This window comes from Luteimonas sp. A611 (assembly GCF_054072715.1).
In genome coordinates this window covers 1,835,638-1,861,505 of record NZ_JBSVRP010000001.1, presented here as the reverse complement: position 1 = coordinate 1,861,505, position 25,868 = coordinate 1,835,638, and the positions used below count along the sequence as shown (strand labels likewise).

Here is a 25,868-nt window from a genome sequence, read left to right as displayed (position 1 = left end):
GATGAACATCACCGAGCTCTCGATCCGCCGCCCGGTCACCACCATCATGCTGTTCGTCTCGATGGTAGCGATCGGCCTGATCGCCTCGTTCCGGCTGCCGCTGGAGGCCGAGCCCGAAGCGACGATCCCGTTCTTCTTCGTCTCGCTGCCGTATCCGGGCTCCACGCCGGAGGAGGTCGAACGCAACGTCCTGCGGCCGGTGGAGGAAGCCCTGGCGACGATGGCCGGCATCAAGTCGATGAACTCGCGCGCCAACGCCGAGGGCGGCCAGATCCAGGTCGAGTTCAGCGACTGGAGCCGCGACATCGCCATCGCCGCCTCCGAGGCGCGCGAGCGCATCGACGCGGTGCGCGACGAGCTGCCGGACGACTTCCGCCGCTACTACGTGCAGCGCTGGAGCACCAGCGACCGCGAGGCGATGAGCCTGCGCCTGACCAGCGACGACGACCTGACCGCGCGCGCCGAGCTGATCGAGCGCAGCATCAAGCAGCGCTTGGAGCGCCTGCCGGGCGTGGCGCGGGTGGAGGTCGAGGGCGTGGCCCGCCAGGAGGTGCTGGTGGCGCTCGACAAGGACCGCATCAGCGCGCACGGCGTGGCGCTCAACGAGCTGGTGCAGCGGCTGCAGGCAGCCAACTTCTCGGTCTCGGCCGGACAGATCACCCAGGAAGGGCAGCGCCTGCGCGTGCAGCCGCGCGGCGAGCTGCAGGAATTGCAGGCGCTGCGCGACCTGCCGATCGGCGACCGCGGCACGCGCCTGTCGGACGTGGCCACGGTCGAACTGCAGCCACAGCGCATGGACTACGTGCGCCAGCTCGAGGGCAGGCCCAGCGTCGCGGTGGACGTCTACAAGGAGCGGTCGGCCAACCTCGTCGACCTGTCGCGCGCGGTGCGCGCCGAGGTCGCGGTGCTCGAAGGCGATCCTGCCATGCGCGGTGTCGAGATCGAGGTCACCGACGACCAGGGCGAAGCAGTCACCGGCTCGCTGCTGGCGCTGGCCGAGGCCGGCGGCATCGGCCTGGCGCTGTCGGTGATCGTGCTGTACGCGTTCCTGCGGCACTGGCCGTCGACGCTCATGGTGACCGCCGCCATCCCGATCTGCTTCATCATGACGTTGGGCTTCATGTACTTCGCCGGCATCTCGCTCAACATCATTTCGATGATGGGTCTGCTGCTGGCGGTGGGCATGCTGGTGGACAACGCGGTGGTCGTGGTGGAGAGCATCTACCAGGAGCGCGAGAAGTATCCCGACCAGCCCACGCTGGCCTCGATCATCGGTACCCGCCACGTCGCCATTGCGCTGTCGGCCGGCACGCTGTGCCACTGCGTGGTGTTCCTGCCGATGCTGTTCGGCGAGAACAACATCATCACCATCTACCTGTCGCAGCTGGCGGTGACGATCTCGGTCTCGCTGCTGGCCTCCTGGCTGGTCGCGGTGAGCCTGATCCCGATGCTGTCGGCGCGGATGAAAACGCCGCCGGCGCTCAAGTCACCCTTCATCAGTGGCATGCAGCAGCGCTATGCGCGGCTGTTGCGCTGGACGCTCGAGCATCGCGGCTGGAGCGTGGCCGGGATCCTCGCCATCTCGCTGGTCAGCGCCGTGCCGATGATGAACACCAAAGGCGGCGGCGACGACAGCGACCCCGGCCAGATCAACATCTACTACCAGTGGAAGGGCGCCTATTCGAAGGAGGAGATGGGCCGCGAAGTGGCGCGCGTGGAGGAGTTCGTCAACGCAAATCGCGAACGCTTCCATATCGACAAGGTCTACAGCCGCTACAGCGAGCAGGGGTGGGCGTTCACGCGGCTGTTCCTGGACGACGTCGACGACCGCGAACTGGGCAAGCAGATCCAGGAGCAGGTGCGCGAAGGGCTGCCGAAGTCTGCGCGGGCCACCATGGGCATCGGCTGGCCGGGCGGCATGGGCAGCGAGGGCGAGGGCCTGCGCTTCAGCCTCATCGGCGATTCGACCCAGGTGCTGGAGGAGCTTGCCGCCGACATCGTGCCCATGCTCGACCGGATTCCGGCGCTTCGCGACGCACGCGTGGATACCGGCGATGCCAACACCGAGCTGTCGGTGCGGGTGGACCGCGAGCGCGCCGCCGCCTATGGCTTCAGCGCGCAGGAAGTGGCGCAGTTCGTCGGCATGGCGCTGCGCGGTTCGTCGCTGCGGGATTTCCACCGCGACGACGTCGAGATCCCGGTCAACGTGCGCTTCGCGGGTTCGGAAAGCTACGGCTTCGAGGACCTGGCCACGTTCATGGTCCGCGCGCCCGGCGGTACCGAAGTGCCGCTGCTTGCGATGGTGGACGTCTCGCTCAACCCTGCCTCGACTTCGATCCAGCGCATGAACCGCCAGACCATCCTCAGGATCGAGGCCGGGCTGGGGCAGGGCGTGTCGATGGAGGACGCGCGCAAGGCGGTGGAAACGACGCTGGACGGCATGCAGTTCCCGCCCGGCTACGGCTACACCTTCAGCGGCATGGGCTTCAACATCAACATCGACGGCATGGAGCAGATGGTGCAGGCGATCGTGATCGCGCTGGTGCTGATGCTGGTGATCATGGCGGCGGTGTTCGAGTCGCTGCTGTTCCCGACCGCGATCATGTCCTGCGTGCTGTTCTCGATCTTCGGCGTGTACTGGCTGTTCTGGATCACCGGCACCGAGATGAACATCATGGCGGTGATCGGCATCCTGGTGCTGATGGGCGTGGTGGTGAACAACGGCATCGTCATGATCGAACACATCAACAACCTGCGCCGGCGCGGCCTTGCGCGGACCGACGCGCTGGTGGAGGGCAGCCGCGAACGCCTGCGGCCGATCCTGATGACCATGGGTACGGCGATCCTGGCGATGATCCCGATCGCGCTCAATACCGACACCGCCGAAGGCATGCCCGCCTACCATCCGATGGCGCGTGCGATCGCCGGCGGGCTGGCGTTCTCGACGGTGGTGAGCCTGCTGTTCCTGCCGACCATCTACGCGCTGCTGGACGACCTGCGCAACGGCACCTCGCGGCTGGTGGCGCGGGCCCGCGGCCGCAAGGCTGGCGCCACGGATGAAGCGTTGCCGGCGCTGGGCGTGGACGGTTGATGCGGACCCCGGGCACGTGCCACGCGCACCGGCAGCCTGCTGCCGGTGCTGGCGCACTACGTGGTCAACGGCGCGTTTACGCTGTTCTGAGCCAGCGGCTCATGCGAACAGCCGCGCCAGCATCCTCGCGCCGCCGGTCCATACGCCGATCGCGGTACCGAGCGAGGTCAGGAAGAAGTTGACCAGCACGCGCGCCACGCGGTTGCGCCACCAGCCGCGCACGCTGTTCACATCCGCGCGCAGGGCCATGAAGTCGGCGTAGGTGGGCTTGCGCACCCAGGCCTCGATCAGCGCGCTGACCGTGCCCGAGGCCAGCGCGGGATGCAGCGGCGTGAACGGCGAGGACACGAATGCGCCGAGGATGCTCAGCGGATGGCCGCCGGCGATCAGGCAGCCCAGCGCACCCAGGCCGCCGGTCCACAGCACCCAGTACAGGAGCAGATCGGTGCCAACGGCGAAGCCGCCGGCTGCAAAGCCCCAGGCGAACCCGCCCAGCAGGAAGGCGCCGATGCACAGCTCCATGATCGGCAGCTTCGATTTGGGCTTCACCGTCTCCAGCGACGCGGTCACCGAGTGCGGCGTCGCCTGTTCGTCGCGCAGGTGCAGCGCCAGGCCCTCGAGGTGGCCGGCGCCGACCACGGCCAGCACCTCGCGTGCGCTGCCGGCGGTTTCGCGCAGGCGGGCAGCCATGTAGCGGTCGCGCTCGGTGATCAGCGCGTCGTAGAGTTCGGGCGTCTGTTCGGCGAACTCGCTGAAGCTGGCCTGCAGCATGTCGCCCTGCTTGAGCTTCTCGATGTCGTGTTCGGCGACTTCCTCGTCGATGATCAGGCCGGCGACGATGCCACCGCCGAGCTTGGCCCGCTGCCACCAGCCCAGCCGCTGCAGTGCCCGCTTGAAGGTCAGGCCGACGTCGCGGTCGATCAGGTGGGTCGGCAGGCCGGCCGCGCGCGCATCCTCGACCGCCGCCTTGAGTTCGGCGCCCGGTTCGATGCCCAGCTGTTCGGCCAGGCGTCGCTGGTAGCTGGCCAGGGCGAGGTTGGCGGCGAACAGCGGGGTCTTGCCCTCCCGCAGCACCTTGACCAGATCGAGCCTGGCCAGCGCATCGGGGTCGCTGATCGCCTGCAGCCGCTGCGCATCGAGCTCGACCGCGACCGTGTCGAACTCGCCGCTGGCGATGGCTTGGCGCACGGCCGCGACGCTCGCGTGTGAGACATGCGCGGTGCCGAGCAGGGTGTAGCGCACGCCATCGCGTTCGACGATGGCATGGGGCTGCGAACGCCAGTCGGCGTCGGCGGAAATATCGGATTCGGTCACGGGATCGGCTTCTTCGGGGTGTCGCTCAACGGCGGGACGGCACCTCGTGGCGCCGTCCCGGTTCAGCGGGTCACAGGGTAGTGCCTGTGCCGCGGCTGGAAAAGTCGCCGACGCGATACGGCGCCCGCGTGCGTAGGCGACATCGTGCCTAGTCGATGTAGCGCTTGAGCAGCCCATCGTAGGCGTCGATGCGGCGATCGCGCAGGAACGGCCAGATGCGCCGCACGTGCTCGCTGCGCTGCAGGTCGACCTCGGCCAGCAGCACGGTCGCCTCGCCACCGGCTTCGGCGATGAACTCGCCCTGCGGCCCCAGCACGTGGCTGTTGCCCCAGAAGTCGACGCCGCTGGCGCCCATCGGCGAAGGCTCATGGCCGACGCGGTTGCAGGAGAGCACCGGCAGGCCGTTGGCGACCGCGTGGCCGCGGTGGCTCAGCACCCATGCGTCGCGCTGGCGGTTCTTCTCGGCCTGGTCATCGTCGGGGTCCCAGCCGATCGCGGTGGGGTAGAGCAGCACTTCGGCGCCGGCCAGCGCCATCAGGCGCGCGGCTTCTGGGTACCACTGGTCCCAGCACACCAGCACGCCAAGCCGGCCGACCGAGGTGTCGATCGGCGTGAATCCCATGTCGCCCGGGGTGAAGTAGAACTTCTCGTAGAAGCCCGGATCGTCGGGGATGTGCATCTTGCGGTACTTGCCCGCGACCGAGCCGTCCTTTTCGAACACCACCGCGGTGTTGTGGTACAGCCCGGCGGCGCGGCGCTCGAACAGCGAGGACACCAGCACCACGCCGTGCTGCCTGGCCAGGGCGCCGAGGCGCTCGGTGCTGGGCCCGGGGATCGGTTCGGCGAGATCGAACTCGTCCACCGATTCGTGCTGGCAGAAATAGCAGCCGTTGTGCAGCTCCTGCAGCAGGACCAGCCTTGCGCCCTGCTTCGCGGCCTCGGCGACACGCTCGGCGATCACCGAAAGGTTGGCCTCGGTGTCGCCGTGGTTCTTTTCCTGGATCAGTGCAACGGGGAGGGTGCGCTTGTTCATGCGGCCATTGTAGGACCCGCTGCGTGTCCGCTTCGGGAACGCCCCGGCGCGTCAGGCGACCAGGCCCGCCGGCAGTTGCATGGTCACGCAGTGCAGGCTGCCGTTCTGCCAGATCAGCGGCCGGCAGGGCACCTGCACGATCTCGCGGTCCGGAAAGGCCTGCTGCAGTACGGCCGCGGCATCGGCATCGGCCGGATCGCCGTAGGCCGGCATCAGTACGGCGCCGTTGATGATCAGGAAATTGGCGTAGGACGCGGCCAGGCGACGCCCTTCGTCGAGTACCGGCTTGGGCCAGGGCAGCGGGAACAGCCGATAGGGCCTGCCGTCGGCGGTGCGCAGGGCGGCGAGTTCGGCGGCCATCGCCTGCAGGCCCGGATAATGACTGTCGGACGGGTCGTCGCAGGCCTGGTAGGCGATGGCGTCGGGCGCGGCGAAGCGGGCGAGGGTGTCGATGTGGGCGTCGGTGTCGTCCCCTTCCAGGTGGCCGTGGTCGAGCCACAGCACGCGATCCTGCGCCAGCCAGCCGGCAAGTTTTTGATTGAGCTGCTCGCGTGTCGCCCCCGGGTGGCGCTCGCCCAGGCAGGTCCAGGTGGTCAACAGCGTGCCCGCGCCATCGGTTTCGATGGCGCCACCTTCCAGTGCGAAATCAACGGATTGCCGGGAACTGTTCGAGAAGATTCCCAGTCCATGCAGGCGCTCGATCAGCTGGTCGTCCTGGCGCGCATCGAACTTGCCGCCCCAGCCGGTGAACCTGAAATCCATCAGCCGGAAGCCATTTCCGTCGTGCAGGGTGATCGGCCCCGAGTCGCGCAGCCAGGTGTCGTCGTAGGGCACCTCGACAAAGCGCACCTGGTCCATCTGCACGCGCGCCGAGGACAGGCGCGCGCGCGCATAGGCTTCCACGTCGGCATCGGCCACACAGACGATCGCCGGCTGGAAGCGGGTGATCGCCGCGACCATGGCGATGTAGGTGTCCTCGACTTCGCCCAGCCTGTCGGCCCAGTCGGTGTCGGCGTTCGGCCAGGCGATGAGGACTGCGGACTGGGGCTCCCACTCCGCGGGGAATCGCGCTGTCGCCTGGGTCATGCGGGGAGGGCTGGCTCTGGAAGCTCAGCGGATCGCCGGCCTGGGGCCGGTTTCGCTGGCGGTGGACTGGTGGAGCACCGCATCGATGACGCGGTCGCGCTCAAAGTACACGGTGAACTGCGGGTAGACCCAGCGGTTGATCGTCGGCCACTGGCTCTTCTGGCCGCCGCGAGGGTCGAGCCGTTCGCTGGGTGCGCCGAACCTGGCCTGCACCTGCGCGGTGCTGAGGCCGCGCTCGGGCAGTGCGACGTGCGCCTTGTGCTGCGCGCGGTCGACCAGCAGGGTGTCGGCAGAGGCGGCGCCCGCGCAACACAGCAGTGCGGACAGGACAAGGCATGAGGTCAGGCGCATCTTCAGGGCTCCTCAGGCCCGCAGGCCGTGTTGTGGTGGCCCGGGCGTTGTATCAGATTCACGGGTGCCGCGCCGTGCGCATGTGCGCGCTGCGAAGTGCGCAGCGCATCGGTCCGGCGAAACGCAGGCACGCAAAAAGGCCGCATCGCTGCGGCCCGTTTGCGTACCATCCGACCCGACATCCGGCCTGGGCCGGGCGGGTCGCGCGGATCAGCGCTGGCGCGCCTTGAAACGCGGGTTCGACTTGCAGATCACGAAGACCTTGCCACGGCGACGAACGACCTTGCAGTCGCGGTGACGGGCCTTCGCCGACTTCAGGGAGGACAGGACCTTCATGGGAAACCTCGAAAGCGGGGTTGAAAAAGTAAGCCGCGCATTATAGCGGTGTCGCCGGCGCAGGTTCAAGCCTGTTTTGTGGCGGGTGGCCAGCGCCGCCGTACGGGCGACGTCAAGGGAGCCTGCGGAGCGGTCATGCGGGCGTGGCGCGGACACTGCTTGCTTTTCCGGTGTCCCCTGGGGCGCTTGCTCGGCATGTTGGCCTTCCCTTGGCGCGCTGCGGGATAATCCGCGTCCTCCAGCCACGACCGCAGGCCCATGCCAGATACCGTTCCAGTCCTCACCATCGATGGTCCTTCCGGCTCCGGCAAGGGCACGATCAGCCGCCTCGTGGCGCGGCAACTGGGTTGGAACTATCTCGATTCGGGCGCCCTGTACCGGGCGGTCGGGGTGGCTGCGGGCTGGGCGGGGGTCGACCTGGGTGACGCGGGCGCTCTGGTTCGCTGCACCTTCGATACCGAGGTCGGCTTCCTCGAGGCCGCCGACGGGGAACTGCGCGTGCTGGTTAACAGGCATGACGCGACCGACGAACTGCGCACGGAAACGGCCGGTGCGGCCGCTTCGGCCATCGCCGCCATCGCCGAGGTGCGCGCCGCCCTCACGGACCGGCAGCGCGCATTCCGCCAGCCGCCGGGGCTGGTGGCGGACGGCCGTGACATGGGCACGATCATCTTCCCGGACGCGGCGTTCAAGGTGTTCCTGACCGCCAGCGCCGACGAGCGTGCGGAAAGGCGCTATAAACAGTTGAAGGACAAGGGGGTTTCGGTCACAATGGCCGGTCTGCTGCGCGAGATCCTCGCGCGCGACGCCCGTGACGCCAGTCGCACGGTGGCGCCGTTGCGGCCGGCCATTGATGCCGTCCACATCGACACCACAGGCCTTGGCATCGACGCGGTCGTCGGGCGCGTGCTGGCGCTGGTCGCCCCGTAGGCCGCTTCTGGCGGTCAGCGGGGCGCCGGCGTCTTCGCTGGTCGCGCCGGCAGACAAGCTCCGCCCGGGATGTCCCGTGCGGTTCCATCCACCACCACACTCACGGCCCCACGCATCCCGCGCAGGCCGACAAACGGGTGGACCGTCACGCCTTCATCGGCATGCGGTCTGTGTCATCAACCGGGTATTTGTCCAAATGACCGAATCATTCGCAGAACTGTTCGAAGCCAGCCAGTCGTTCCTGGCAAAGCTCAAGCCGGGCGCCATCGTCACCGGCACCGTGGTCCAGGTGCGCACCGACGTGGTCGTGATCAACGCCGGGCTCAAGTCCGAAGGCATCGTGCCGATCGAACAGTTCCGTAACGACGCCGGCGAGATCGACGTCGCCGAGGGCGATATCGTCAAGGTCGCCCTCGACTCGCTCGAGAACGGCTTCGGCGAGACCGTACTGTCGCGCGAGAAGGCCAAGCGCGCCATGGTGTGGGACGAGCTGGAAGAAGCGCTCGAGAAGAACGAGACCATCGTTGGCCGCATCAGCGGCAAGGTCAAGGGCGGCTTCACCGTCGACATCAAGGATGTCCGCGCGTTCCTGCCGGGTTCGCTGGTCGACGTGCGCCCGGTCCGCGACCCGGTGTACCTCGAGGGCAAGGAACTCGAGTTCAAGCTCATCAAGCTCGACCGCAAGCGCAACAACGTGGTCGTGTCGCGCCGCGCCGTCGTCGAGAGCGAGCACTCCGAGGAGCGCGAGGCGCTGATGGAGAAGCTGGTCGAGGGCGCCGTGCTCAAGGGCGTGGTCAAGAACCTCACCGATTACGGTGCGTTCGTCGACCTGGGCGGCATCGACGGCCTGCTGCACATCACCGACATGGCCTGGAAGCGCGTGCGCCATCCGTCCGAAGTCGTGGAAGTGGGCGCCGAACTCGACGTGCGCGTGCTCAAGTACGACAAGGAACGCAACCGCGTCAGCCTGGGCCTCAAGCAGCTGGGCGAGGATCCGTGGGACAACATCGCCCGCCGTTACCCGTCCAACACCCGCGTGTTCGGCAAGGTCTCCAACGTCACCGATTACGGCGCGTTCGTCGAGATCGAGCCGGGCGTCGAGGGCCTGGTGCACGTGTCGGAGATGGACTGGACCAACAAGAACGTCAACCCGTCCAAGGTGGTGCAGGTCGGTGACGAGCTCGAGGTCATGGTGCTGGACGTGGACGAAGAGCGTCGCCGCATCTCGCTGGGCATCAAGCAGGTCACGTCCAACCCGTGGGAGACCTTCGCGGCCATCCACAAGAAGGGCGACAAGGTCGACGGCCAGATCAAGTCGATCACCGATTTCGGCATCTTCATCGGCCTGGACGGCGGCATCGATGGCCTGATCCACCTGTCCGACATCACCTGGAACTCCACCGGCGAGGAAATCGCGCGCAACTTCAAGAAGGGCGACACGCTTGAGGCGGTGGTGCTGGCGGTCGATCCGGAGCGCGAGCGCATCTCGCTGGGCGTCAAGCAGCTCGAGCAGGATCCGTACGGGCAGTTCCTGGCCAACCACCCGCGTGGCTCCAAGGTCACCGGCACGGTCAAGGAAGTGGACGCCAAGGGTGCGGTCATCGACCTGGGTGAGGGCGTGGAAGGCTATGTGGCCGCCCGTGACGTCGCCGACGTTCGTGTCGACGATGCCAGCCAGCACCTCAAGGTCGGCGATGAGATCGAGGCCAAGTACACCGGCCAGGACCGCAAGAGCCGCACGCTGCAGCTGTCGATCCGCGCCAAGGACGAGGCCGAGGCGGCCGACACCCTGGCCGAGTACAACAAGGTCGCGGCCGAGGCTTCCAGCGGTACCACCAAGCTGGGCGCGCTGCTGCGCGAGCAGTTGGAGAACAAGTCCGAGTGATCGGGCTTGCGGCGTCAGCCGCGTCGTCCGGCCGCAAGGCCGGGCGTCTGGAAAGACGGATGGCCCGGCATTGCCGGGCCATCCATCCGATTGCCCACGGATGCGTCGACGATGACCAAATCGGAACTGATCGAGATCCTCACCCAGCGCCAGGCGCACCTGAAGGCCGACGACGTCGACCTGGCGGTGAAGTCGCTGCTGGAGATGATGGCGGGTTCCCTCGCCAACGGCGACCGGATCGAGATCCGCGGCTTCGGCAGCTTCTCGCTGCATTTCAGGCCGCCGCGCACCGGACGCAATCCCAAGACGGGCGAGGCCGTTGCGCTGCCCGGCAAGCACGTTCCCCACTTCAAACCCGGCAAGGAGCTGCGCGAGCGCGTCACCGCCGTGGTTCCGCTGCCGCTCGAGGAGTAGGGCGCGCCCCTGCGCCTGGCCGCAGCGCATGCGACTGTTCCGCATCCTCTTCGCCATCGTATTCATCGCGCTGGGCATTGCCCTCGGCGCACTCAACCCGCAGTCCGTTGTCCTCGACCTGGGGATCACCGTGCTGCACGCAGGCCTGGGCGTTGTCCTGCTCGCGGCGCTGCTGCTGGGTGCCATCCTCGGTGGCCTGGCGCTGGCCCTTGGCGTGATCGCGCCGCTGCGCCGGGATATTGAACGCAAGCGCGGGCGCGATGACGCGCCGCGTCCCCCCTACGACATGGGAGTCTGAGCCATGGCCTTCGTCACCGAGTGGTTCTGGTTCTTCCTGCTGCTGCCGCTGGCTGCGCTCAGCGGCTGGGTGATCGGCCGGCGCGGCGGTGAGCGCCACAGCGACAGCCAGGTGAGCCGGCTGTCGACCACCTACTTCCGCGGCCTCAACTACCTGCTCAACGAACAGCCGGACAAGGCGATCGAGCTGTTCCTGCACATCGCTGAGCTGGACAAGGAAACCTTCGAGACCCAGCTCGCGCTTGGCCATCTGTTCCGGCGCCGCGGCGAGGTCGACCGGGCGATCCGCCTGCACCAGGGGCTGGCGCAGCGACCGGACCTGAGCGACCCGCAGAAGGTGCAGGCGCTGCTGGCGCTGGGCGAGGACTACATGAAGTCCGGCCTGCTCGATCGCGCCGAGGTGGTGTTCACCGACCTGGCCAAGATCGACCAGCGCGCGCCGCAGGCGCTCAAGCACCTGATCGACATCTACCAGGCCGAGCGCGACTGGGCCAAGGCGATCGAGAACGCGACCCGCTACGAAACAGCGACCGGCGAGCCGATGGGCAAGCTGATCGGGCATTTCGAGTGCGAATTGGCCGACCGCCTGCGCCTGGCCGGGGACGGCGAGGGCGCCCGTGCGGCGGTGGCGCGGGCCTACGCCGCCGATTCGAAGTCGGTGCGGGCGGGCATCCTCGATGGCCGCCTGGAGACCGACGCCGGCAACGACGCGGCGGCAATCCGCGCCTACGAGCGCGCCGCGCGCCACGACACCGATTTCCTGCCCGAGGTGTTGCCGGCGCTGCTGGCTGCCTATGGACGCGTCGGCGACGCGTCCGGGGCACGCAAGTTCCTGGCAGAGATGAGCGAGCATTACCGCGGCGTCGCGCCGGTGCTGGCGCTGGCGCGCCTCCTGGAGGAGCAGGACGGCGTGCCTGCCGCACGCAGCTACCTGGCGCAGCAACTCAAGGACCGTCCCTCGGTCCGGGGCGAGGCGGCGCTGATCGACCTGACCCTCGCCGAGAACCAGGGCTTTTCCACCACCCTGCAGGACCTGCGCCTGATCACCGAGCAGCTGCTGGTACGCAACCCCAGCTACCGCTGCAACCGCTGCGGTTTCGGCGCACGCAGCCACCACTGGCAGTGCCCGAGTTGCAAGGAGTGGGGCACCATCAAGCCGCTGCTGAACTACGCAGTGGTCTGAGATGGGCTGGGCCGGGCTTGTCCTGTGGTTGTTGACCGGGTTCGTGCTGGGCTGCGCAGCCACATGGCTGGCGCGCGGCTACGCGTTGCGGCGGCAGTTGATCGACCAGCCGGGCGCGCGCCGCAGCCACCGCGACGCGACCCCGCGCGGCGGCGGCATCGCGATCGTGCTGGTGCTGCTGGTGGCGATGGCGGTGCTGGCTGCCCGCGTGCCGGCCAGCATCCCCGAGCTGGCCCTGGCCGCAGCCGGGCTTGTGCTGGTGGCGGGCATCGGCTGGATCGATGACCACCGTCCGCTCCCGGCCACGCTGCGGCTGTGCGTGCACGTGCTGGCCGCAGTCCTGCTCTGCATCGGGCTGTGGCTTGCGGGCGCAAGTCCCCTCGACCTTGCCGTGGCTTTCGTCGCAACCGTCGTGTTGACCAATATCTGGAATTTCATGGATGGCATCAACGGCATCGCCGCCAGCCAGGCCGTGCTGGTCGCGAGCGCCTACGCATTGTTCGCGGGACAGGGGCCCGTGTTCTGGCTGGGCCTGGCGCTCGCGGCCGGCGCGTCCGGTTTCCTGCCGTTCAACTTTCCACGGGCGCGAATCTTCATGGGAGATGTCGGCAGTGGCGCGCTGGGCTATGCGCTGGCCTCGCTGCTGGCGGTCTCGTCGCTGCGTGCCGATCCGGGTGTACGGATCCTGCTGCTGTTTCCGCTGCTGCCATTCCTTCTTGACGCCTCGTTGACATTGCTTTCGCGCATGGTGCGTGGAGATCGCTGGTGGGAGCCGCACACCCTGCACGCCTACCAGGCGTGGGCGCGGCGCCGTGGCCATGCACGTGTCGCCCTGTCGTATGTGCTGGCAACCGCAGTCGTTTCCGTCGTCATGTTTGCCATGCGTTCATCGCACTGGTCCTTTATCATGTTGTTGTACGTGGCGTTTCTTTGCTTGGGGGGGCTGGCATGGATGCTGTTGCGAGAATGTCCCGTGGATAGGTATCCGGACACCCTTCGAGACGGGAAGCGCTGAGCATGCAAAGCTGGAAGGATCGGGTCACCGTGACCATGCCGCGACTGGCCGTGGTCGTACACGACCTCGGCATGGTCTGGCTGTGCTGGCTGGCGCTGTACCAGTTCCGCTATACGCTGCAGCCGCTTGCCGCGGTGCCCACGCTGGCAGCGGCCGAAATCCTGCTGGTGCTGGCGGCACAAGGCGCGGTGTTCTGGCAGGTTGGCCTTTACCGCGGCGTGTGGCGCTTCGCGAGCCTGCCCGACCTGCTCAACATCCTCAAGGCGTCGGTGATCGGCCTGTTGGCGATCATGCTGGCGCTGTTCGTCTACAACCGCCTCCATCACGTGCCGCGTTCGGTGCTGCTGCTGTATCCGCTGCTGCTCACTGCATTGCTGGGGATGCCGCGGCTGCTGTACCGGGCCTGGAAGGACCACAGCACCGCGCGCACCGACAAGGCCGTGCTGCGCGTGCTGATCCTGGGCGCGGGCCAGGCCGGTGAAACGCTGGTGCGTGACCTGCGCCGCACGGGCGCCTACTCCCCCGTGGGCTTCCTGGACGATGCGGCCAAGCTGCGCGGCAGCCGCATGCAGGGCATCCCGGTGCTGGGCCGGATCGATGAGGTGGCCAGGATCGCTCCGGAAACCGCTGCCGGCCTGCTGGTCATCGCCATGCCCTCGATCGACGCGGCAACGATGCGCCGTGTGGTTGCGGCCTGCGAACAGACCGGCCTGCCGTTCCGTACCGTGCCCAGGCTGGACGACATGCTGGAGGGCCGTTCGCTGCCCGGCGAGCTGAAGGAAGTCGCGATCGAGGACCTGCTGGGCCGGCAGCCGGTGACGCCGGACTGGAAGGCGATCCGCGGCTGGCTCGGCGGACGCAGCGTGCTGGTGACCGGTGCCGGCGGATCGATCGGTGGCGAGCTGTGCCGCCAGTGTGCGCGCCATGGGGCCAGCCGCATCGCGCTGATCGAGATCGACGAGCTCGCGCTGGTCAAGGCCGAAGCCGGGCTACGCCGGGACTTTCCCCAGATCCAGTGCTTTCCGGTGCTCGGCGACTGCGGCGACCCGGCAGTGATGCGCCACGCACTTGCCCTGTGCAACCCGGATGCGGTCTTCCATGCCGCCGCCTACAAGCAGGTGCCGGTGCTCGAGGGCCAGTTGCGCGAGGCGGTGCGCAACAACGTGCTGGCCACCGAGGTGGTGGCACGCGAGGCGGCGGCGGCGAAGGTCGGCACCTTCGTGCTGATTTCCACCGACAAGGCGGTCGACCCGGTGAACGTGCTCGGTGCGACCAAGCGGCTGGCGGAGATGGTCTGCCAGGCGGTGGCCGAACCCGACGGCACCCATTTCGTCACGGTCCGCTTCGGCAACGTGCTCGACTCGGCCGGCAGCGTGGTGCCGCTGTTCCGTGCGCAGATCCGCAGCGGAGGCCCGGTGACCGTCACCGATCCGGAGGTCACCCGTTACTTCATGACCATCCCGGAAGCCTGCCAGCTGATCATGCAGTCGGTGGCCATCGGCTCCCGCGAGGCGGTCTATACCCTGGACATGGGCGAACCGGTTCCGATCCGCCTGTTGGCCGAACAGATGATCCGACTCGCCGGCAAGCAGCCCGAGCGCGACATCGCGATCGTCTATACCGGCCTGCGCCCCGGCGAGAAGCTGCACGAAACGCTGTTCCACGCCGACGAGCGTTATCGCCCGACGGTCCATCCCAAGATCCTCCAGGCGGAAGCACGGCCGTTCTCGCGCGAGAAGATCCAGCATGCGCTGGTCGTCCTGCGCGAGGCATCGGTCGCCTACGACGTCGAGCTTCTGGGCAGGCTGCTGCGCGAGGCGCTGCCCGAGTTCCAGCCCGCCAAGGGCCTGCCGGGACGCGAGGTCGCCGGCACGGTCGTGGCATTCCCCGCAAGACAGGCGCGCAAGACATGACGCAACGCATCCGCAAGGCCGTATTCCCGGTTGCCGGCCTGGGCACGCGGTTCCTTCCCGCGACCAAGACGGTGCCCAAGGAGATGCTGCCGATCGTCGACCGGCCGCTGATCCAGTACGCCGTCGACGAGGCGGTCGAGGCCGGCTGCGACACCCTGGTGTTCGTGACCAACCGCTACAAGCACGCGGTCGCGGACTATTTCGACAAGGCCTACGAGCTCGAGCAGAAGCTGGAAAAATCCGGCAAGTTCGAGCAGCTCGAGCTGGTGCGCAACGTGCTGCCCGCAGGCGTGCGCGCGGTGTTCGTGACCCAGGCCGAAGCGCTTGGCCTGGGCCATGCCGTGCTGTGCGCGAAGCCGGTGATCGGCGATGAACCGTTCGCCGTGCTGCTGCCGGACGACCTGATCTGGAACCGCAACGGCGATGGCGCGCTCAAGCAGATGGCCGACCATGCCGAAGCCAACGGTGTCGGCGCGATCGCGGTGCAGGATGTGCCGCCGGATCAGACCGGCAGCTACGGCATCGTTGAGACCGAGGGCTTCCATGAGCGCAGCGGTGCGATCCGCCGCATGGTCGAGAAGCCCAGGCCGGAAGACGCGCCAAGCACCCTGGCCGTGGTCGGCCGCTACATCCTGCCGAGCGCGATTTTCGGTCACCTCGAGAACACCGGCCGCGGCGCGGGCGGGGAGATCCAGCTCACCGACGCCATCGCCAGCCTGCTGGCCGAGCACCAGATCGACGCCTACCGCTTCCGCGGCACCCGCTTCGACTGCGGCACCCATATCGGCCTGGTCGAAGCGACGATCCGCTTCGCCCTCGACCACGAGAAGATCAGCGACGCCGCGCGCGACAGCATGACCAGGGCATTGCGCGAGCTTGGCGTCACCGATATCAGCTGAGTCCTCGCGGCGTCGGACGTGCCAACGAGAACGGCGCCCGAAGGCGCCGTTCTTCCCTTGCCGGATGCGACGACTCAGAGCGCCTCGAAGATCCCCGCCGCGCCCATGCCGGTGCCGATGCACATGGTCACCATGCCGTACTTCTGCTTGCGACGGCGCATGCCGTGGACGATGGTCGCGGTGCGGACAGCGCCGGTGGCGCCGAGCGGATGGCCCAGCGCGATCGCGCCGCCGAGCGGGTTGACCTTGTCCGGGTCCAGGTCCGAATCGCGCATCACCGCCAGCGCCTGCGCAGCGAAGGCCTCGTTGAGCTCGATCCAGTCCAACTGGTCCTTGGTGAGGCCGGCCTGCCTGAGCGCCTTCGGGATCGCGGCGATCGGGCCGATGCCCATCACTTCTGGCCGTACGCCGGCCACCGAGAAACTCACGAACCGGGCCAGCGGCGTCAGGCCGTAGTCCTTCACCGCTTGCCCGGAGGCCAGCAGCACGGCGCCTGCGCCATCGCTCATCTGCGAGGAGTTGCCGGCAGTGACCGAGCCTCCGAACTGGCCGTTGCGGAACACGGTCCGCAGCTTCGCCAGTCCCTCGATCGAGGTGTCCGCGCGCGGCCCCTCGTCCTGTTCCACGAGCAGCTTCTTCAGGCGGATGGTGTTGCCGGCGACGTCGGGCAGGCGCGAGACGATCTCGTAGGGCGTGATCTCGTCGTTGAACTCGCCTGCGGCCTGCGCGGCAAGCGCCTTACGGTGCGAAGCGAGCGCGAACGCATCCTGGTCCTCGCGCGACACCTTCCATTCCTCGGCGACCTTCTCGGCGGTGATGCCCATGCCGTAGGCGATGGCGACGTGGTCGTCGCGGAACACCGATGGCGACAGCGCCACCTTGTTGCCCATCATCGGCACCATCGACATCGATTCGGTGCCGCCGGCCAGCATCAGGTCGGCGTTGCCCAAGCGGATCTGGTCGGCCGCCAGTGCGACGGCCTGCAGGCCCGAGGAGCAGAAGCGGTTGATGGTCTGCGCAGCGACGGTGTCGGGCAGGCCGGCCAGCAGCACGCCGATGCGCGCCACATTCATTCCCTGCTCGCCCTCGGGCATGGCGCAGCCGATGATGGCGTCGTCGATGCGCGCGAGGTCGATGCCCGGCGCCTGCGCGACCACGGCCTTGAGAACGTGGGCAAGCATGTCGTCGGGACGGGTGTTGCGGAATACGCCCTTCGGGGCCTTGCCAACCGGGGTGCGGGTGGCGGCGACGATGTAGGCGTCCTGTACTTGTCTGGTCATGATGTCTTTCCGTAAGGAGATGAGGCTGGGGAGGTGAGGTCGGCGGAAACAACCGCTCCACTGACGCTCTTGCGCGCGCGGCGCGCCTGGCTCCCTCACTAGTTCCTGAGCGGCTTGCCCGTCTTGAGCATGTGCCCGATGCGCGCCTGGGTTTTCTCCTGCTGCGCCAGCTCGACGAAGTGGCGGCGCTCGAGCCTGAGCAGCCACTCCTCGTCGACGGTCGCGCGGCGGTCGACCTCGCCGCCGCACAGCACGGTGGCAATGCGGGTGGCGATCTCGTCGTCGTACTCGCTGATGAAGCGGCCTTCGAGCATGTTGACCAGCAGCATGCGGAAGGTGGCGATGCCGACGTCGCCGGCCACCCGGATGCGGCGCGCGGGCAGGGGCGGGCGGTAGCCGGTCTCGGCCAGTCCGCGCGCTTCCTGCCTGGCGATGTGCAACAGCTCGTGGGCGTTGAAAACGACCTTGTCGCCGCCGCGCATCAGGCCGAGTTCCTTCGCCTCGACAGCGGAGGTCGACACCTTGGCCATGGCCACCGTCTCGAAGGTCTTCTTCAGCTCGGCGAACACGTCGCCGCCGGAGCCAGCCGCTTCCGAGGCGCGAACCGCGATCTCCTTGAGGCCGCCGCCAGCCGGCAGCAGGCCGACGCCCGCCTCGACCAGGCCGATATAGCTTTCCAGGTGCGCGACCGTGCGGGCGCTGTGCATCTGGAACTCGCAGCCACCGCCCAGCGCCAGCCCTCGCACTGCGGCCACCACCGGCACCTGCGAATACTTGATGCGCTGGCTGGTGGCCTGGAAGTTGGCCACCATCGCCTCGAACGCGTCCAACTTGCCGGCCTGCAGCAGGCCGAGTGCACCGGCGAGGTCGGCACCGGCCGAGAACGGCTCCTTCGGCTGCCAGATCACCAGGCCGGCGAACTTCTTCTCGGCGATGCCGATTGCTTCCTGCAGCCCGTCCAGCACCTGGTCGGAAACCGTGTGCAGCTTGGTCTTGAAGCTGACCACGCCGATGTCGTCGCCGTCGGTCCACAGGCGCACGCCGTCGTTCTCGAACACCGTCTCGCCCTGCGCGAACGACTCGCCCAGCAGCGGATCGGGGAAGCGCTGGCGCTTGTACACGCCCAGCCCGGAGCGCGGCAGCTTGGCGTCCTGGGCCGGGCTGTAGCTGCCCTCGGCGCCATGCACGCCCTCGCGGCCATCGAACACCCAGTTGGGCAGGGGCGCATCGCTCATGGCCTTGCCGGCGACGATGTCGTCGGCGATGAACGAAGCCACCTGCTTCCAGCCTGCGGCCTGCCAGGTCTCGAACGGGCCCAGCGACCAGCCGTAGCCCCAGCGGATGGCCAGGTCCACGTCGCGCGCCGTCTCGGCGATGTCGGCCAGGTGGTAGGCGCTGTAGTGGAACAGGTCGCGGAATACGGCCCACAGGAACTGCGCCTGCGGATGCTGGCTTTCGCGCAGTTTCGCGAACTTCTCGGCCGGATCCTTCGTCTTGAGGATCTCGACGACCTCATCGGCGGCCTTGCGGTCGGCCGGACGATAGTCCTGCTTCTCGACGTCGAGGACCAGGATGTCCTTGCCGGCCTTGCGGAACACGCCGGCGCCGGTCTTCTGTCCCAGGGCGCCCTTGCCGACCAGCGCCTCCAGCCACTTGGGCGACTTGAAGTAGCGGTGCCAGGGATCATCGGGCAGGGTGTCGGCCATGGTCTTGATGACGTGGGCCATCGTGTCCAGGCCGACCACGTCGGAGGTGCGGTAGGTCGCCGACTTCGGGCGACCGATCAGCGGGCCGGTCAGGGCGTCGACCTCGTCGAAGCCGAGCCCGAACTCGCCGGTGTGGTGCGCGGTGGCCAGGATCGAGAACACGCCGATCCGGTTGCCGATGAAGTTCGGCGTGTCCTTGGCGTAGACCACGCCCTTGCCGAGGGTGCTGGTGAGGAAGGCTTCCAGCCCTTCCAGCACCGCCTTGTCCGTGGTCGTGGCCGGAATCAATTCGGCAAGGTGCATGTAGCGCGGCGGGTTGAAGAAGTGAACGCCGCAGAAGCGCGGGCAAATCTGTTCCGGAAGAACCTCCGCCAACTTGTTGATTCCCAAGCCGGAAGTATTGCTCGCGAGGACCGCATGAGCGGGCACGAACGGGGCGATCTTGCGGTACAGGTCCTGCTTCCAGTCCATCCGCTCGGCGATCGCCTCGATCACCAGGTCGCAGTCGCGCAACTGGTCCAGGCCGGTTTCGTAGTTGGCCGGCGTGATCGCCTCGGCCAGCGAGCGGCTGGCGAGCGGGGCAGGGCTGAGCTTGCCGAGGTTGGCGATCGCCTTGAGAACCACGCCGTCGGGAGCACCTTCCTTGGCGGGTAGGTCGAACAGCACCGTATCGACGCCGGCGTTTGTCAGGTGCGCGGCAATCTGCGCGCCCATGACGCCGGCGCCCAGCACCGCGGCGCGTCGTACAAGCAATTTCTCAGACATGTTCTGCATCCATCTGTTGACTAAGGAAAATCCGTCGACTTCAAGCCTTGAAGCCGGCGGCCGAGAATCGGATCAGTTCGTGTGCCGCATGCTGCCGGTGGGCCGCCTCGCTGACCCCGGCGGGGCGCTTGATCAAGCCGAAATCGGCCATGGCATAGGTCAGCGCGCCGCCAAGGAAATCCAGGCGCCAGTACAGCTGTTCCTTGTCCAGATGCGGCAGGCAGCCGGTGAGGGCGCGGGCGAACTCGCGCTGCACGTGGCCGTACTGGTCGGAGAGGAACTTGCGCAGGCGCTCGTTCTTTTCAGCATAAGCCCGGGCGATCACGCGGATGAAGGCGCCGCCGTGGCGGTCCTGGGCCAGGTCCAGGGCAGGCTCGACGAAGGCGGCCAGGATCGGCTCGAGTTCGCCCGGATGCTCGGCCAGCGCAAGCCGCAGCCGGTCCAGGCGTTGCCCGCTCATCGCGTCCATGCGCCGGCGGAAGACCTCGTTGACCAGGTTTTCCTTGCTGCCGAAGTGGTAGTTGACCGCGGCAATGTTGACGGCGGCGCGGCTGGTCACCTGGCGCAGGGATGTGCCGGAGAAGCCATGCAGGGCGAACAGCTCTTCGGCCGCGCCCAGGATCCGCTCCTTCGTAGAGAACTGCTGGCCCGTCACCCGTCACCTGTCTCAATCAAACGCTTGTTTGATCTTAGGCCGGTCGGTGGCCGGGTGCAAACAGGGGGTGCCGCAGTTGCCACGCAATCCGATAGAATTACCGTAGCCTTGTCGGCTAAACCCGCGCCCACACGCGGGTTTTCCCATGTTAATCTGGCCGTCTCCTGAGCGAGCGGCCCTGCCCGGAGAGCAACAATGGCGCTGGAGCGCACCCTGTCGATCATCAAGCCCGATGCCGTTGCCAAGAACGTCATCGGCGAAATCTATTCCCGCTTCGAGAAGGGCGGCCTGAAGGTCGTCGCTTCGAAAATGAAGCAGCTCTCGCGCAAGGAGGCTGAAGGCTTCTACGCGGTGCACCGCGAGCGTCCGTTCTTCAACGCGCTGGTCGAGTTCATGATCAGCGGCCCGGTGATGATCCAGGCGCTCGAGGGCGAGGGCGCGATTGCCAAGAACCGCGAACTGATGGGGGCCACCAATCCCAAGGACGCCGCGCCGGGCACGATCCGCGCAGACTTCGCCGACAGCATCGACGCCAACGCGGTGCACGGTTCGGATGCGGCCGAAACCGCAGCGGTGGAGATCGCGTACTTCTTCCCGTCGACCGACGTCTACGCGCGTTGATTTCTTGTTTGCCACGGATTACGCGGATGCACACGGATAAAGCAAACGCGCTGGAAGTGAGGATGTGTTTCTCGTTCCGCTGCCTTTCGCTCTATCCGTGCAATCCGCGTCGATCCGTGGCAGATGCTCCTGACCTGATGCCTCACCCGTGACGGAAACAACTACCAAACAGAATCTCCTGGACCTCGATCGCGAGGGGCTGGAGCACTTTTTTGCCGACACGCTCGGCGAGAAGCGTTTCCGCGCGCATCAGGTGATGAAGTGGATCCACCATCGGTACGTCACCGATTTCGAGCAGATGACCGACCTGGGCAAGGCGTTGCGCGCCAAGCTGCACGCGCACGCGGAAGTGCGCGTGCAGCAGGTCCAGTTCGAGAAGCCATCCACCGACGGCACCCACAAGTGGCTGCTGGCGATGGACGGCAGCAACGCCATCGAAGCCGTCTTCATCCCGGACAAGGGACGCGGCACGCTGTGCGTGTCCTCGCAGGTGGGCTGCGCGCTGAACTGCCAGTTTTGTTCCACGGCGACCCAGGGCTTCAACCGCAACCTGTCCACCGCCGAGATCGTCGGTCAGGTGTGGACCGCGGCGCGACACCTGGGCAACGTGCCGCACAAGCAGCGCAAGCTGACCAACGTGGTGATGATGGGCATGGGCGAGCCGCTCATGAACTTCGACAACGTCGTGCGCGCGATGAGCGTGATGCGCGACGACCTGGGTTACGGCCTGGCCAACAAGCGCGTGACCCTGTCGACCGCCGGCGTGGTGCCGATGATCGACCGTCTGGGCGAGGTCAGCGACGTGTCGCTGGCGGTCTCGCTGCACGCGCCCAATGACGAGCTGCGCACCGAGCTGGTGCCGCTCAACAAGAAGTATCCGATCGCCGTACTCATGGACTCCTGCGTGCGCTATGCGCAGCGCAAGCGCGGCGCCTCGGTGACCTTCGAATACACGCTGATGAAGGACGTCAACGACCAGCCCGGGCATGCGCGCGAGCTGGTCGGGCTGATGCGCGACTTCGACAACCGGGTGCAGATGAAGGACGCGGCCAAGGTCAACCTGATCCCGTTCAATCCGTTCCCGGGCACGCGCTTCCAGCGTCCGGACGACACGGCGATCCGCCGCTTCCAGAAGCTGCTCAACGACGCCGGCCGCATCGCGCCGGTGCGCCGCACCCGCGGCGACGACATCGATGCCGCCTGCGGCCAGCTCAAGGGCCAGGTGATGGACCGCACCCGGCGCCAGGCGGAATTCCGCAAGCGGCTGGAAGCCGGGGGCAACGATGCGACTGCGTGAGTCATGCCTGCTCGCCGTTGCGGCGGCGGTGCTGGCCGGCGGCTGTTCGCGGCTCACCTTCGTCAAGCCCAGCGCCGAACGCAGGGGTACCGAGCGGCTCGCCCAGGAGTACACCTTCAAGGAAACGAAGGAGAGCAAGGCGCGTCAGGAGGCCCGGCTCCAGGTCTCGGTTGCGGACCGGCACCTGCGCGCAGGCGAACTCGAAGCCGCGGCGGTGGCCGCGAAAGCGGCGCTCAAGGCGGACGCCTCGCAGCCCGGGCCGCATACCATGATGGCGCTGGTGGCCAGCCACCAGGGACGGTATGAATTGGCCGGCAGCCATTACGCCGAGGCCGCGCGGCTGGGTCCGTCGGGCGTCACCTACAACAATTACGGCGCATGGCTGTGCGGCAACGACCGCGCGCAGGAGTCGCTGCGCTGGTTCGACGACGCCGTGAGCGACCCGCGTTACCGGGACAAGGCTGGCGCGCTGGCCAATGCCGGCGCCTGCGCCGCGCGCGCGGGCGAGCATGACCGCGTGGAGCGCGACCTGCGCGCCGCGCTCGAGCTCGACCCGCGCAACGCCGTCGCCCTCGAGAGCATGGCTGCACATGCCTTCCGCGAAGGCCGCCACCTCGAGGCGCGCGCTTTTTCCGAGCGCAGGCTTGCAGCAGCCCCCGTCACACCCGCTACACTCGAACTGGCGTCACGGATTGAAGAACAACTCGGCGACACCGTCGCCGCCACTCGCTATGTTCAGCGCCTGAGGACGGAGTTTCCGCAGGCACGGAACACGATCCCAGGGGGCAGTACGCAACCATGACGTCGTCCGACCAGAAGACTGGCCAGATTGACCGCGGCCAGGGGGAACGCTTGCGCCAGGCGCGCGAGGCGGCCGGCCTTGGGGTGGCCGACGTGGCGCAGCGCCTGAAAATGCCGATGCGGGTGGTGGAATCGCTCGAATCGGGAAACTGGGACCGGCTCGATGCCCCGGTCTTCGTCCGCGGACAGCTGCGCAGCTACGCGCGCCTGCTGGGCGTGCGCATCGACGAGGACTTGCCCGCCGCTTCGGCGTCGGTGCCGATCGAACCGGCCCGCCTGGAGCCGCGTACCTTTACCCCGCCGCTGCGACGCACGCTCGACCGGATGATGGGTCGCATGGTCTACATCGTCATCACCGCACTGATCGCGGTGCCGGCGTGGATGGCGACGCGCTCGCACCTGGATTCGCAGATCCGCATCGACGCATCGCTGGACCTGCCGCCCGGCGCCAGCGCCGAGCCGGCCGGTCCGGTGCCCGCCACTCGCGTGGAGGACGGGCCGCGCCCGCTGGTGGCGTCGATGACGTCGCTGCCGCCACGCGCTGCAAAGCCGGCCGAACCGGCCCCGTCGCTTTCGCTGCGGTTCACCGCCGACAGCTGGGTGGAAATCTTCGGTGCCGACGGCCAGGCGCTCGAGCGCGGACTGCTCAAGGCCGGCGAACGTCGCGACTACAACAAGGGCGAAGTGGGCCGCGTCGTGCTCGGCAACGCCGGTGCGGTGGAAGTGCGCGGCGACGGCAACATTCAGGATCTGGCCGGCTTCCAGCGAGCGAACGTCGCGCGCTTTACGGTATCCTCTGACGGCTCCATCCAGCCGGCCGGCCACTAGCGCCGCGACAGATCTGGTGGAATGCGCGCCCGGTCCAGACGCCGGGTGTTCCCGATCGCTCCGCTTGTCCCGCCATCGGCCGCGGACAGGACCTCATGGCAGCACACGATGGCGTTGGATGAACTGCTCGACGAGCACGAACAAGGCGAACGAGTCCGCAGCTGGCTCAAGCAGAACAGCTTGGGCCTGCTTGGTGGCCTCGCGCTCGGCCTGGCCCTGATCTGGGGCGGCCGCTGGTGGATCCAGGAGGCCCACGACAAGCGCGTGGCCCTGGGCGAGTCCTACAGCAGCGTGGTCGAAACCCTCAAGGCAGGCGATCGCGACAAGGCCAAGGAACTCTCCGCTGCACTGGCCGGCACCGCCTACGCGCCGCTGGTCGCTCTGGACCTGGCCAAGGCCCAGGTCGAAGCCGGCGAGCAGGAAGAGGCGATCGCGACCCTGCGTGCCGCCGGCAGTGAGGAACCGGCTCTGGCCGCAGTGATCGAACATCGCCTTGCGCGCCTGCTGATCGATGCGGACAAGGCCGACGAAGCGCTGGCCCTGCTGGCCGATGCCGAAGACCCGGCCGCGCTCGAAACCCGCGGCGACGCACGGCATGCCAAGGGCGAGGTCGACCAGGCCCGCCAGGATTACGAACAGGCATTGCGCAAGCTGGATCCGGCCGCGCCGCAGCGCAGGCTGCTTGAACTGAAATTGACGCAGACCGGCGGCTCGCCGGAAACGACTGGGACTCCATCCTGATGAAGCCGGAACACAATTCGCCAGCGCTCGCGCAACCGGGCGCGTGGTCGCGCGGTGGCCGCACGTTCGCCGTGGTCGCCTGTGTCGTCATGCTCGCCGGCTGCGGCACCATCAAGGGCTGGTTTGGCGGCGACGGCGAGAAGGCGCGCGCCAAGCGCGCGGCGGAGCCGGCCGAACTGGTCGAGTTCACGCCTTCGGCAAGTGCATCGCGCCTGTGGTCGGCCAGCGCCGGCAAGGGCGAGGACCAACTCGGCGTGGGCCAGGGCCCGGTCATCGCCGACGGCCGCGTGTATGCCGCGGCGGTGCGTGGCGGCGTGCGCGCGTTCGACCTGCAGAGCGGGGCCTCCGTCTGGCATCACGATTCGGATCTGCGCCTGAGCGGTGGCCCCGGCGCCGGCGATGGCCTGGTCGTGGTCGGCAGCCTCGACGGCGAAGTGGTGGCGCTGGACGCAGCCACCGGCGCCGAGCGCTGGCAGGCCAAGGTGCCCAACGAAGTGATCGCCGCGCCCGTGATCGGGCAGGGGATGGTGTTCGTGCGCTCCAACGACGGCCGGCTGAGCGCATTCGACGCAGCCAGCGGCGAGCGCCGCTGGTTCTGGACGCGCGAACTGCCGTCGCTGACGGTGCGCGGCAACGACGGCCCGGTGCTCGGCCCGGGCTTCGTATTCATCGGCAACGACGACGGTACCCTGGCCGCGCTGTCGCTGTCCGACGGCCGCCAGGTGTGGGACCTGCCGATCGCGCAGCCCGATGGCCGCACCGAGCTCGACCGCATGGCCGACATCGACGGCTCGCCGGTGCTCGATGGCACCGTGCTGTATGCCAGCAGCTACAAACAGTCGACCATGGCCATCGACGCGCCCAGCGGCCGTCCGATCTGGGTCAGCGATCGCGGCGGCTCGTCGCAACCGGGCCTGTCGGTCGACAAGGTGCTGGTGTCCGACCGCAACGGCACCGTCTGGGGCCTGGACCGCAGCTCCGGCAATCCGGCCTGGGAACAGGCTGGCCTGGCGCGACGCAACGTGGGCGGCGTGGCGGTGCACGGCGACTACGCGGTGGTCGGCGATCTGGACGGCTACCTGCACTGGCTGCGCCTGGACAGCGGCGAGTTCGCCGCCCGTGAACGCGCCGGTCGCGCAGCCATCAAGGGCGCGCCCGTGGTGTCTGACGGCATCCTGGTGGTGCAGAACGTGAAGGGCGACCTGACGGCTTGGCGGATCGATTGATTCGGCGCGGGCGGAGACGCTGACGCGCGGCGGGTTGCCGTCACGGCAGGTCCCGCGCGCGGCTGGAGCTGCATTTACAACCCGGGGTATCCCCTTACCCGGCGCCGACTGGAGCGCCTTCAGGCGCGATCGGAAGGTCTGATCACGGCTGAAGCCGCTGCCTGCAGGGCACCGGGCGGTCGGCAGACCGGTGGCGGCTTC

Annotated in this window: 23 protein-coding genes; 15 read left to right on the top strand and 8 right to left on the bottom strand. The window is 67.9% G+C overall.

Annotated elements, in window-relative coordinates; genetic code table 11:
- Window position 1: 1 nt before the first annotated feature.
- On the top strand, window positions 2–3,091 hold the full coding sequence (locus ACW5EG_RS08285) for an efflux RND transporter permease subunit (protein WP_457018316.1): 3,090 nt from the start codon (window positions 2–4) through the stop codon (window positions 3,089–3,091).
- Window positions 3,092–3,190: 99 nt separating this feature from the next.
- Here the strand turns inward: ACW5EG_RS08285 and ACW5EG_RS08280 are convergent, their stop codons facing one another.
- The 5 genes from ACW5EG_RS08280 to ykgO form a co-directional block, all read right to left on the bottom strand.
- The gene (locus ACW5EG_RS08280) at window positions 3,191–4,405 is read right to left on the bottom strand and encodes a TraB/GumN family protein (RefSeq protein WP_457018315.1); all 1,215 of its coding nucleotides are present in this window, start codon (window positions 4,403–4,405) and stop codon (window positions 3,191–3,193) included.
- 148 nt (window positions 4,406–4,553) lie between these two features.
- A complete protein-coding gene (locus ACW5EG_RS08275) occupies window positions 4,554–5,438 on the bottom strand; it encodes a carbon-nitrogen hydrolase (RefSeq protein ID WP_457018314.1) in 885 nt (294 codons plus the stop codon).
- 51 nt (window positions 5,439–5,489) lie between these two features.
- Window positions 5,490–6,524: an agmatine deiminase family protein gene (locus ACW5EG_RS08270; protein ID WP_457021246.1), complete on the bottom strand. Its 1,035-nt coding sequence runs from the start codon at window positions 6,522–6,524 to the stop codon at window positions 5,490–5,492.
- 24 nt (window positions 6,525–6,548) lie between these two features.
- Complete coding sequence (locus ACW5EG_RS08265; RefSeq protein ID WP_457021245.1) at window positions 6,549–6,875, bottom strand: hypothetical protein; 327 nt, start codon at window positions 6,873–6,875, stop codon at window positions 6,549–6,551.
- 210 nt (window positions 6,876–7,085) lie between these two features.
- Window positions 7,086–7,211: a type B 50S ribosomal protein L36 gene (gene ykgO, locus ACW5EG_RS08260; RefSeq protein ID WP_010342887.1), complete on the bottom strand. Its 126-nt coding sequence runs from the start codon at window positions 7,209–7,211 to the stop codon at window positions 7,086–7,088.
- A 258-nt stretch (window positions 7,212–7,469) separates the two neighbouring features.
- Here ykgO and cmk point away from each other — a divergent pair, with 258 nt between their 5' ends.
- From cmk to galU, 8 genes are all read left to right on the top strand, one after another.
- Window positions 7,470–8,141: a (d)CMP kinase gene (gene cmk, locus ACW5EG_RS08255; RefSeq protein ID WP_457018311.1), complete on the top strand. Its 672-nt coding sequence runs from the start codon at window positions 7,470–7,472 to the stop codon at window positions 8,139–8,141.
- 196 nt (window positions 8,142–8,337) lie between these two features.
- The gene (rpsA, locus tag ACW5EG_RS08250) at window positions 8,338–10,026 is read left to right on the top strand and encodes a 30S ribosomal protein S1 (protein WP_457018310.1); all 1,689 of its coding nucleotides are present in this window, start codon (window positions 8,338–8,340) and stop codon (window positions 10,024–10,026) included.
- Between the two features lie 111 nt (window positions 10,027–10,137).
- The gene (locus ACW5EG_RS08245) at window positions 10,138–10,440 is read left to right on the top strand and encodes an integration host factor subunit beta (protein WP_457018309.1); all 303 of its coding nucleotides are present in this window, start codon (window positions 10,138–10,140) and stop codon (window positions 10,438–10,440) included.
- Between the two features lie 28 nt (window positions 10,441–10,468).
- Window positions 10,469–10,738, top strand: a complete 270-nt coding sequence (locus ACW5EG_RS08240) for a lipopolysaccharide assembly protein LapA domain-containing protein (protein ID WP_457018308.1) — start codon at window positions 10,469–10,471, stop codon at window positions 10,736–10,738.
- Window positions 10,739–10,741: 3 nt separating this feature from the next.
- A complete protein-coding gene (gene lapB / locus ACW5EG_RS08235; protein ID WP_457018307.1) occupies window positions 10,742–11,920 on the top strand; it encodes a lipopolysaccharide assembly protein LapB in 1,179 nt (392 codons plus the stop codon).
- Window position 11,921: 1 nt separating this feature from the next.
- On the top strand, window positions 11,922–12,935 hold the full coding sequence (locus ACW5EG_RS08230; RefSeq protein WP_457018306.1) for an MraY family glycosyltransferase: 1,014 nt from the start codon (window positions 11,922–11,924) through the stop codon (window positions 12,933–12,935).
- Between the two features lie 2 nt (window positions 12,936–12,937).
- Window positions 12,938–14,848, top strand: a complete 1,911-nt coding sequence (locus ACW5EG_RS08225; RefSeq protein WP_457018305.1) for a polysaccharide biosynthesis protein — start codon at window positions 12,938–12,940, stop codon at window positions 14,846–14,848.
- Window positions 14,845–15,747: a UTP--glucose-1-phosphate uridylyltransferase GalU gene (gene galU, locus ACW5EG_RS08220; RefSeq protein WP_457018304.1), complete on the top strand. Its 903-nt coding sequence runs from the start codon at window positions 14,845–14,847 to the stop codon at window positions 15,745–15,747. Before ACW5EG_RS08225 ends, galU begins: the two co-directional genes overlap by 4 nt.
- A gap of 74 nt (window positions 15,748–15,821) precedes the next feature.
- On the opposite strand, the gene ACW5EG_RS08215 is transcribed toward galU, so the two are convergent.
- The 3 genes from ACW5EG_RS08215 to ACW5EG_RS08205 form a co-directional block, all read right to left on the bottom strand.
- On the bottom strand, window positions 15,822–17,027 hold the full coding sequence (locus tag ACW5EG_RS08215; protein WP_457018303.1) for an acetyl-CoA C-acyltransferase: 1,206 nt from the start codon (window positions 17,025–17,027) through the stop codon (window positions 15,822–15,824).
- Between the two features lie 98 nt (window positions 17,028–17,125).
- Window positions 17,126–19,498 carry a 3-hydroxyacyl-CoA dehydrogenase/enoyl-CoA hydratase family protein gene (locus ACW5EG_RS08210; protein ID WP_457021244.1) on the bottom strand — a complete coding sequence of 791 codons (2,373 nt, stop codon included), beginning with the start codon at window positions 19,496–19,498 and terminating at the stop codon, window positions 17,126–17,128.
- Window positions 19,499–19,538: 40 nt separating this feature from the next.
- On the bottom strand, window positions 19,539–20,153 hold the full coding sequence (locus tag ACW5EG_RS08205) for a TetR/AcrR family transcriptional regulator (RefSeq protein WP_457018301.1): 615 nt from the start codon (window positions 20,151–20,153) through the stop codon (window positions 19,539–19,541).
- 195 nt (window positions 20,154–20,348) lie between these two features.
- Here ACW5EG_RS08205 and ndk point away from each other — a divergent pair, with 195 nt between their 5' ends.
- The 6 genes from ndk (at window position 20,349) to bamB (ending at window position 25,667) form a co-directional block, all read left to right on the top strand.
- Window positions 20,349–20,774 carry a nucleoside-diphosphate kinase gene (gene ndk / locus ACW5EG_RS08200; protein WP_457018300.1) on the top strand — a complete coding sequence of 142 codons (426 nt, stop codon included), beginning with the start codon at window positions 20,349–20,351 and terminating at the stop codon, window positions 20,772–20,774.
- 148 nt (window positions 20,775–20,922) lie between these two features.
- Window positions 20,923–22,071 carry a 23S rRNA (adenine(2503)-C(2))-methyltransferase RlmN gene (gene rlmN, locus ACW5EG_RS08195; RefSeq protein WP_457018299.1) on the top strand — a complete coding sequence of 383 codons (1,149 nt, stop codon included), beginning with the start codon at window positions 20,923–20,925 and terminating at the stop codon, window positions 22,069–22,071.
- Complete coding sequence (locus ACW5EG_RS08190; protein WP_457018298.1) at window positions 22,058–22,873, top strand: type IV pilus biogenesis/stability protein PilW; 816 nt, start codon at window positions 22,058–22,060, stop codon at window positions 22,871–22,873. The genes rlmN and ACW5EG_RS08190 overlap by 14 nt, the downstream gene beginning before the upstream one ends.
- The gene (locus ACW5EG_RS08185; RefSeq protein WP_457018297.1) at window positions 22,870–23,700 is read left to right on the top strand and encodes a helix-turn-helix domain-containing protein; all 831 of its coding nucleotides are present in this window, start codon (window positions 22,870–22,872) and stop codon (window positions 23,698–23,700) included. Before ACW5EG_RS08190 ends, ACW5EG_RS08185 begins: the two co-directional genes overlap by 4 nt.
- A gap of 108 nt (window positions 23,701–23,808) precedes the next feature.
- Window positions 23,809–24,441, top strand: coding sequence for a YfgM family protein (locus ACW5EG_RS08180; RefSeq protein WP_457018296.1), 633 nt, complete (start codon window positions 23,809–23,811; stop codon window positions 24,439–24,441).
- Complete coding sequence (gene bamB / locus ACW5EG_RS08175) at window positions 24,441–25,667, top strand: outer membrane protein assembly factor BamB (protein WP_457021243.1); 1,227 nt, start codon at window positions 24,441–24,443, stop codon at window positions 25,665–25,667. The genes ACW5EG_RS08180 and bamB overlap by 1 nt, the downstream gene beginning before the upstream one ends.
- Window positions 25,668–25,868 lie beyond the last annotated feature (201 nt).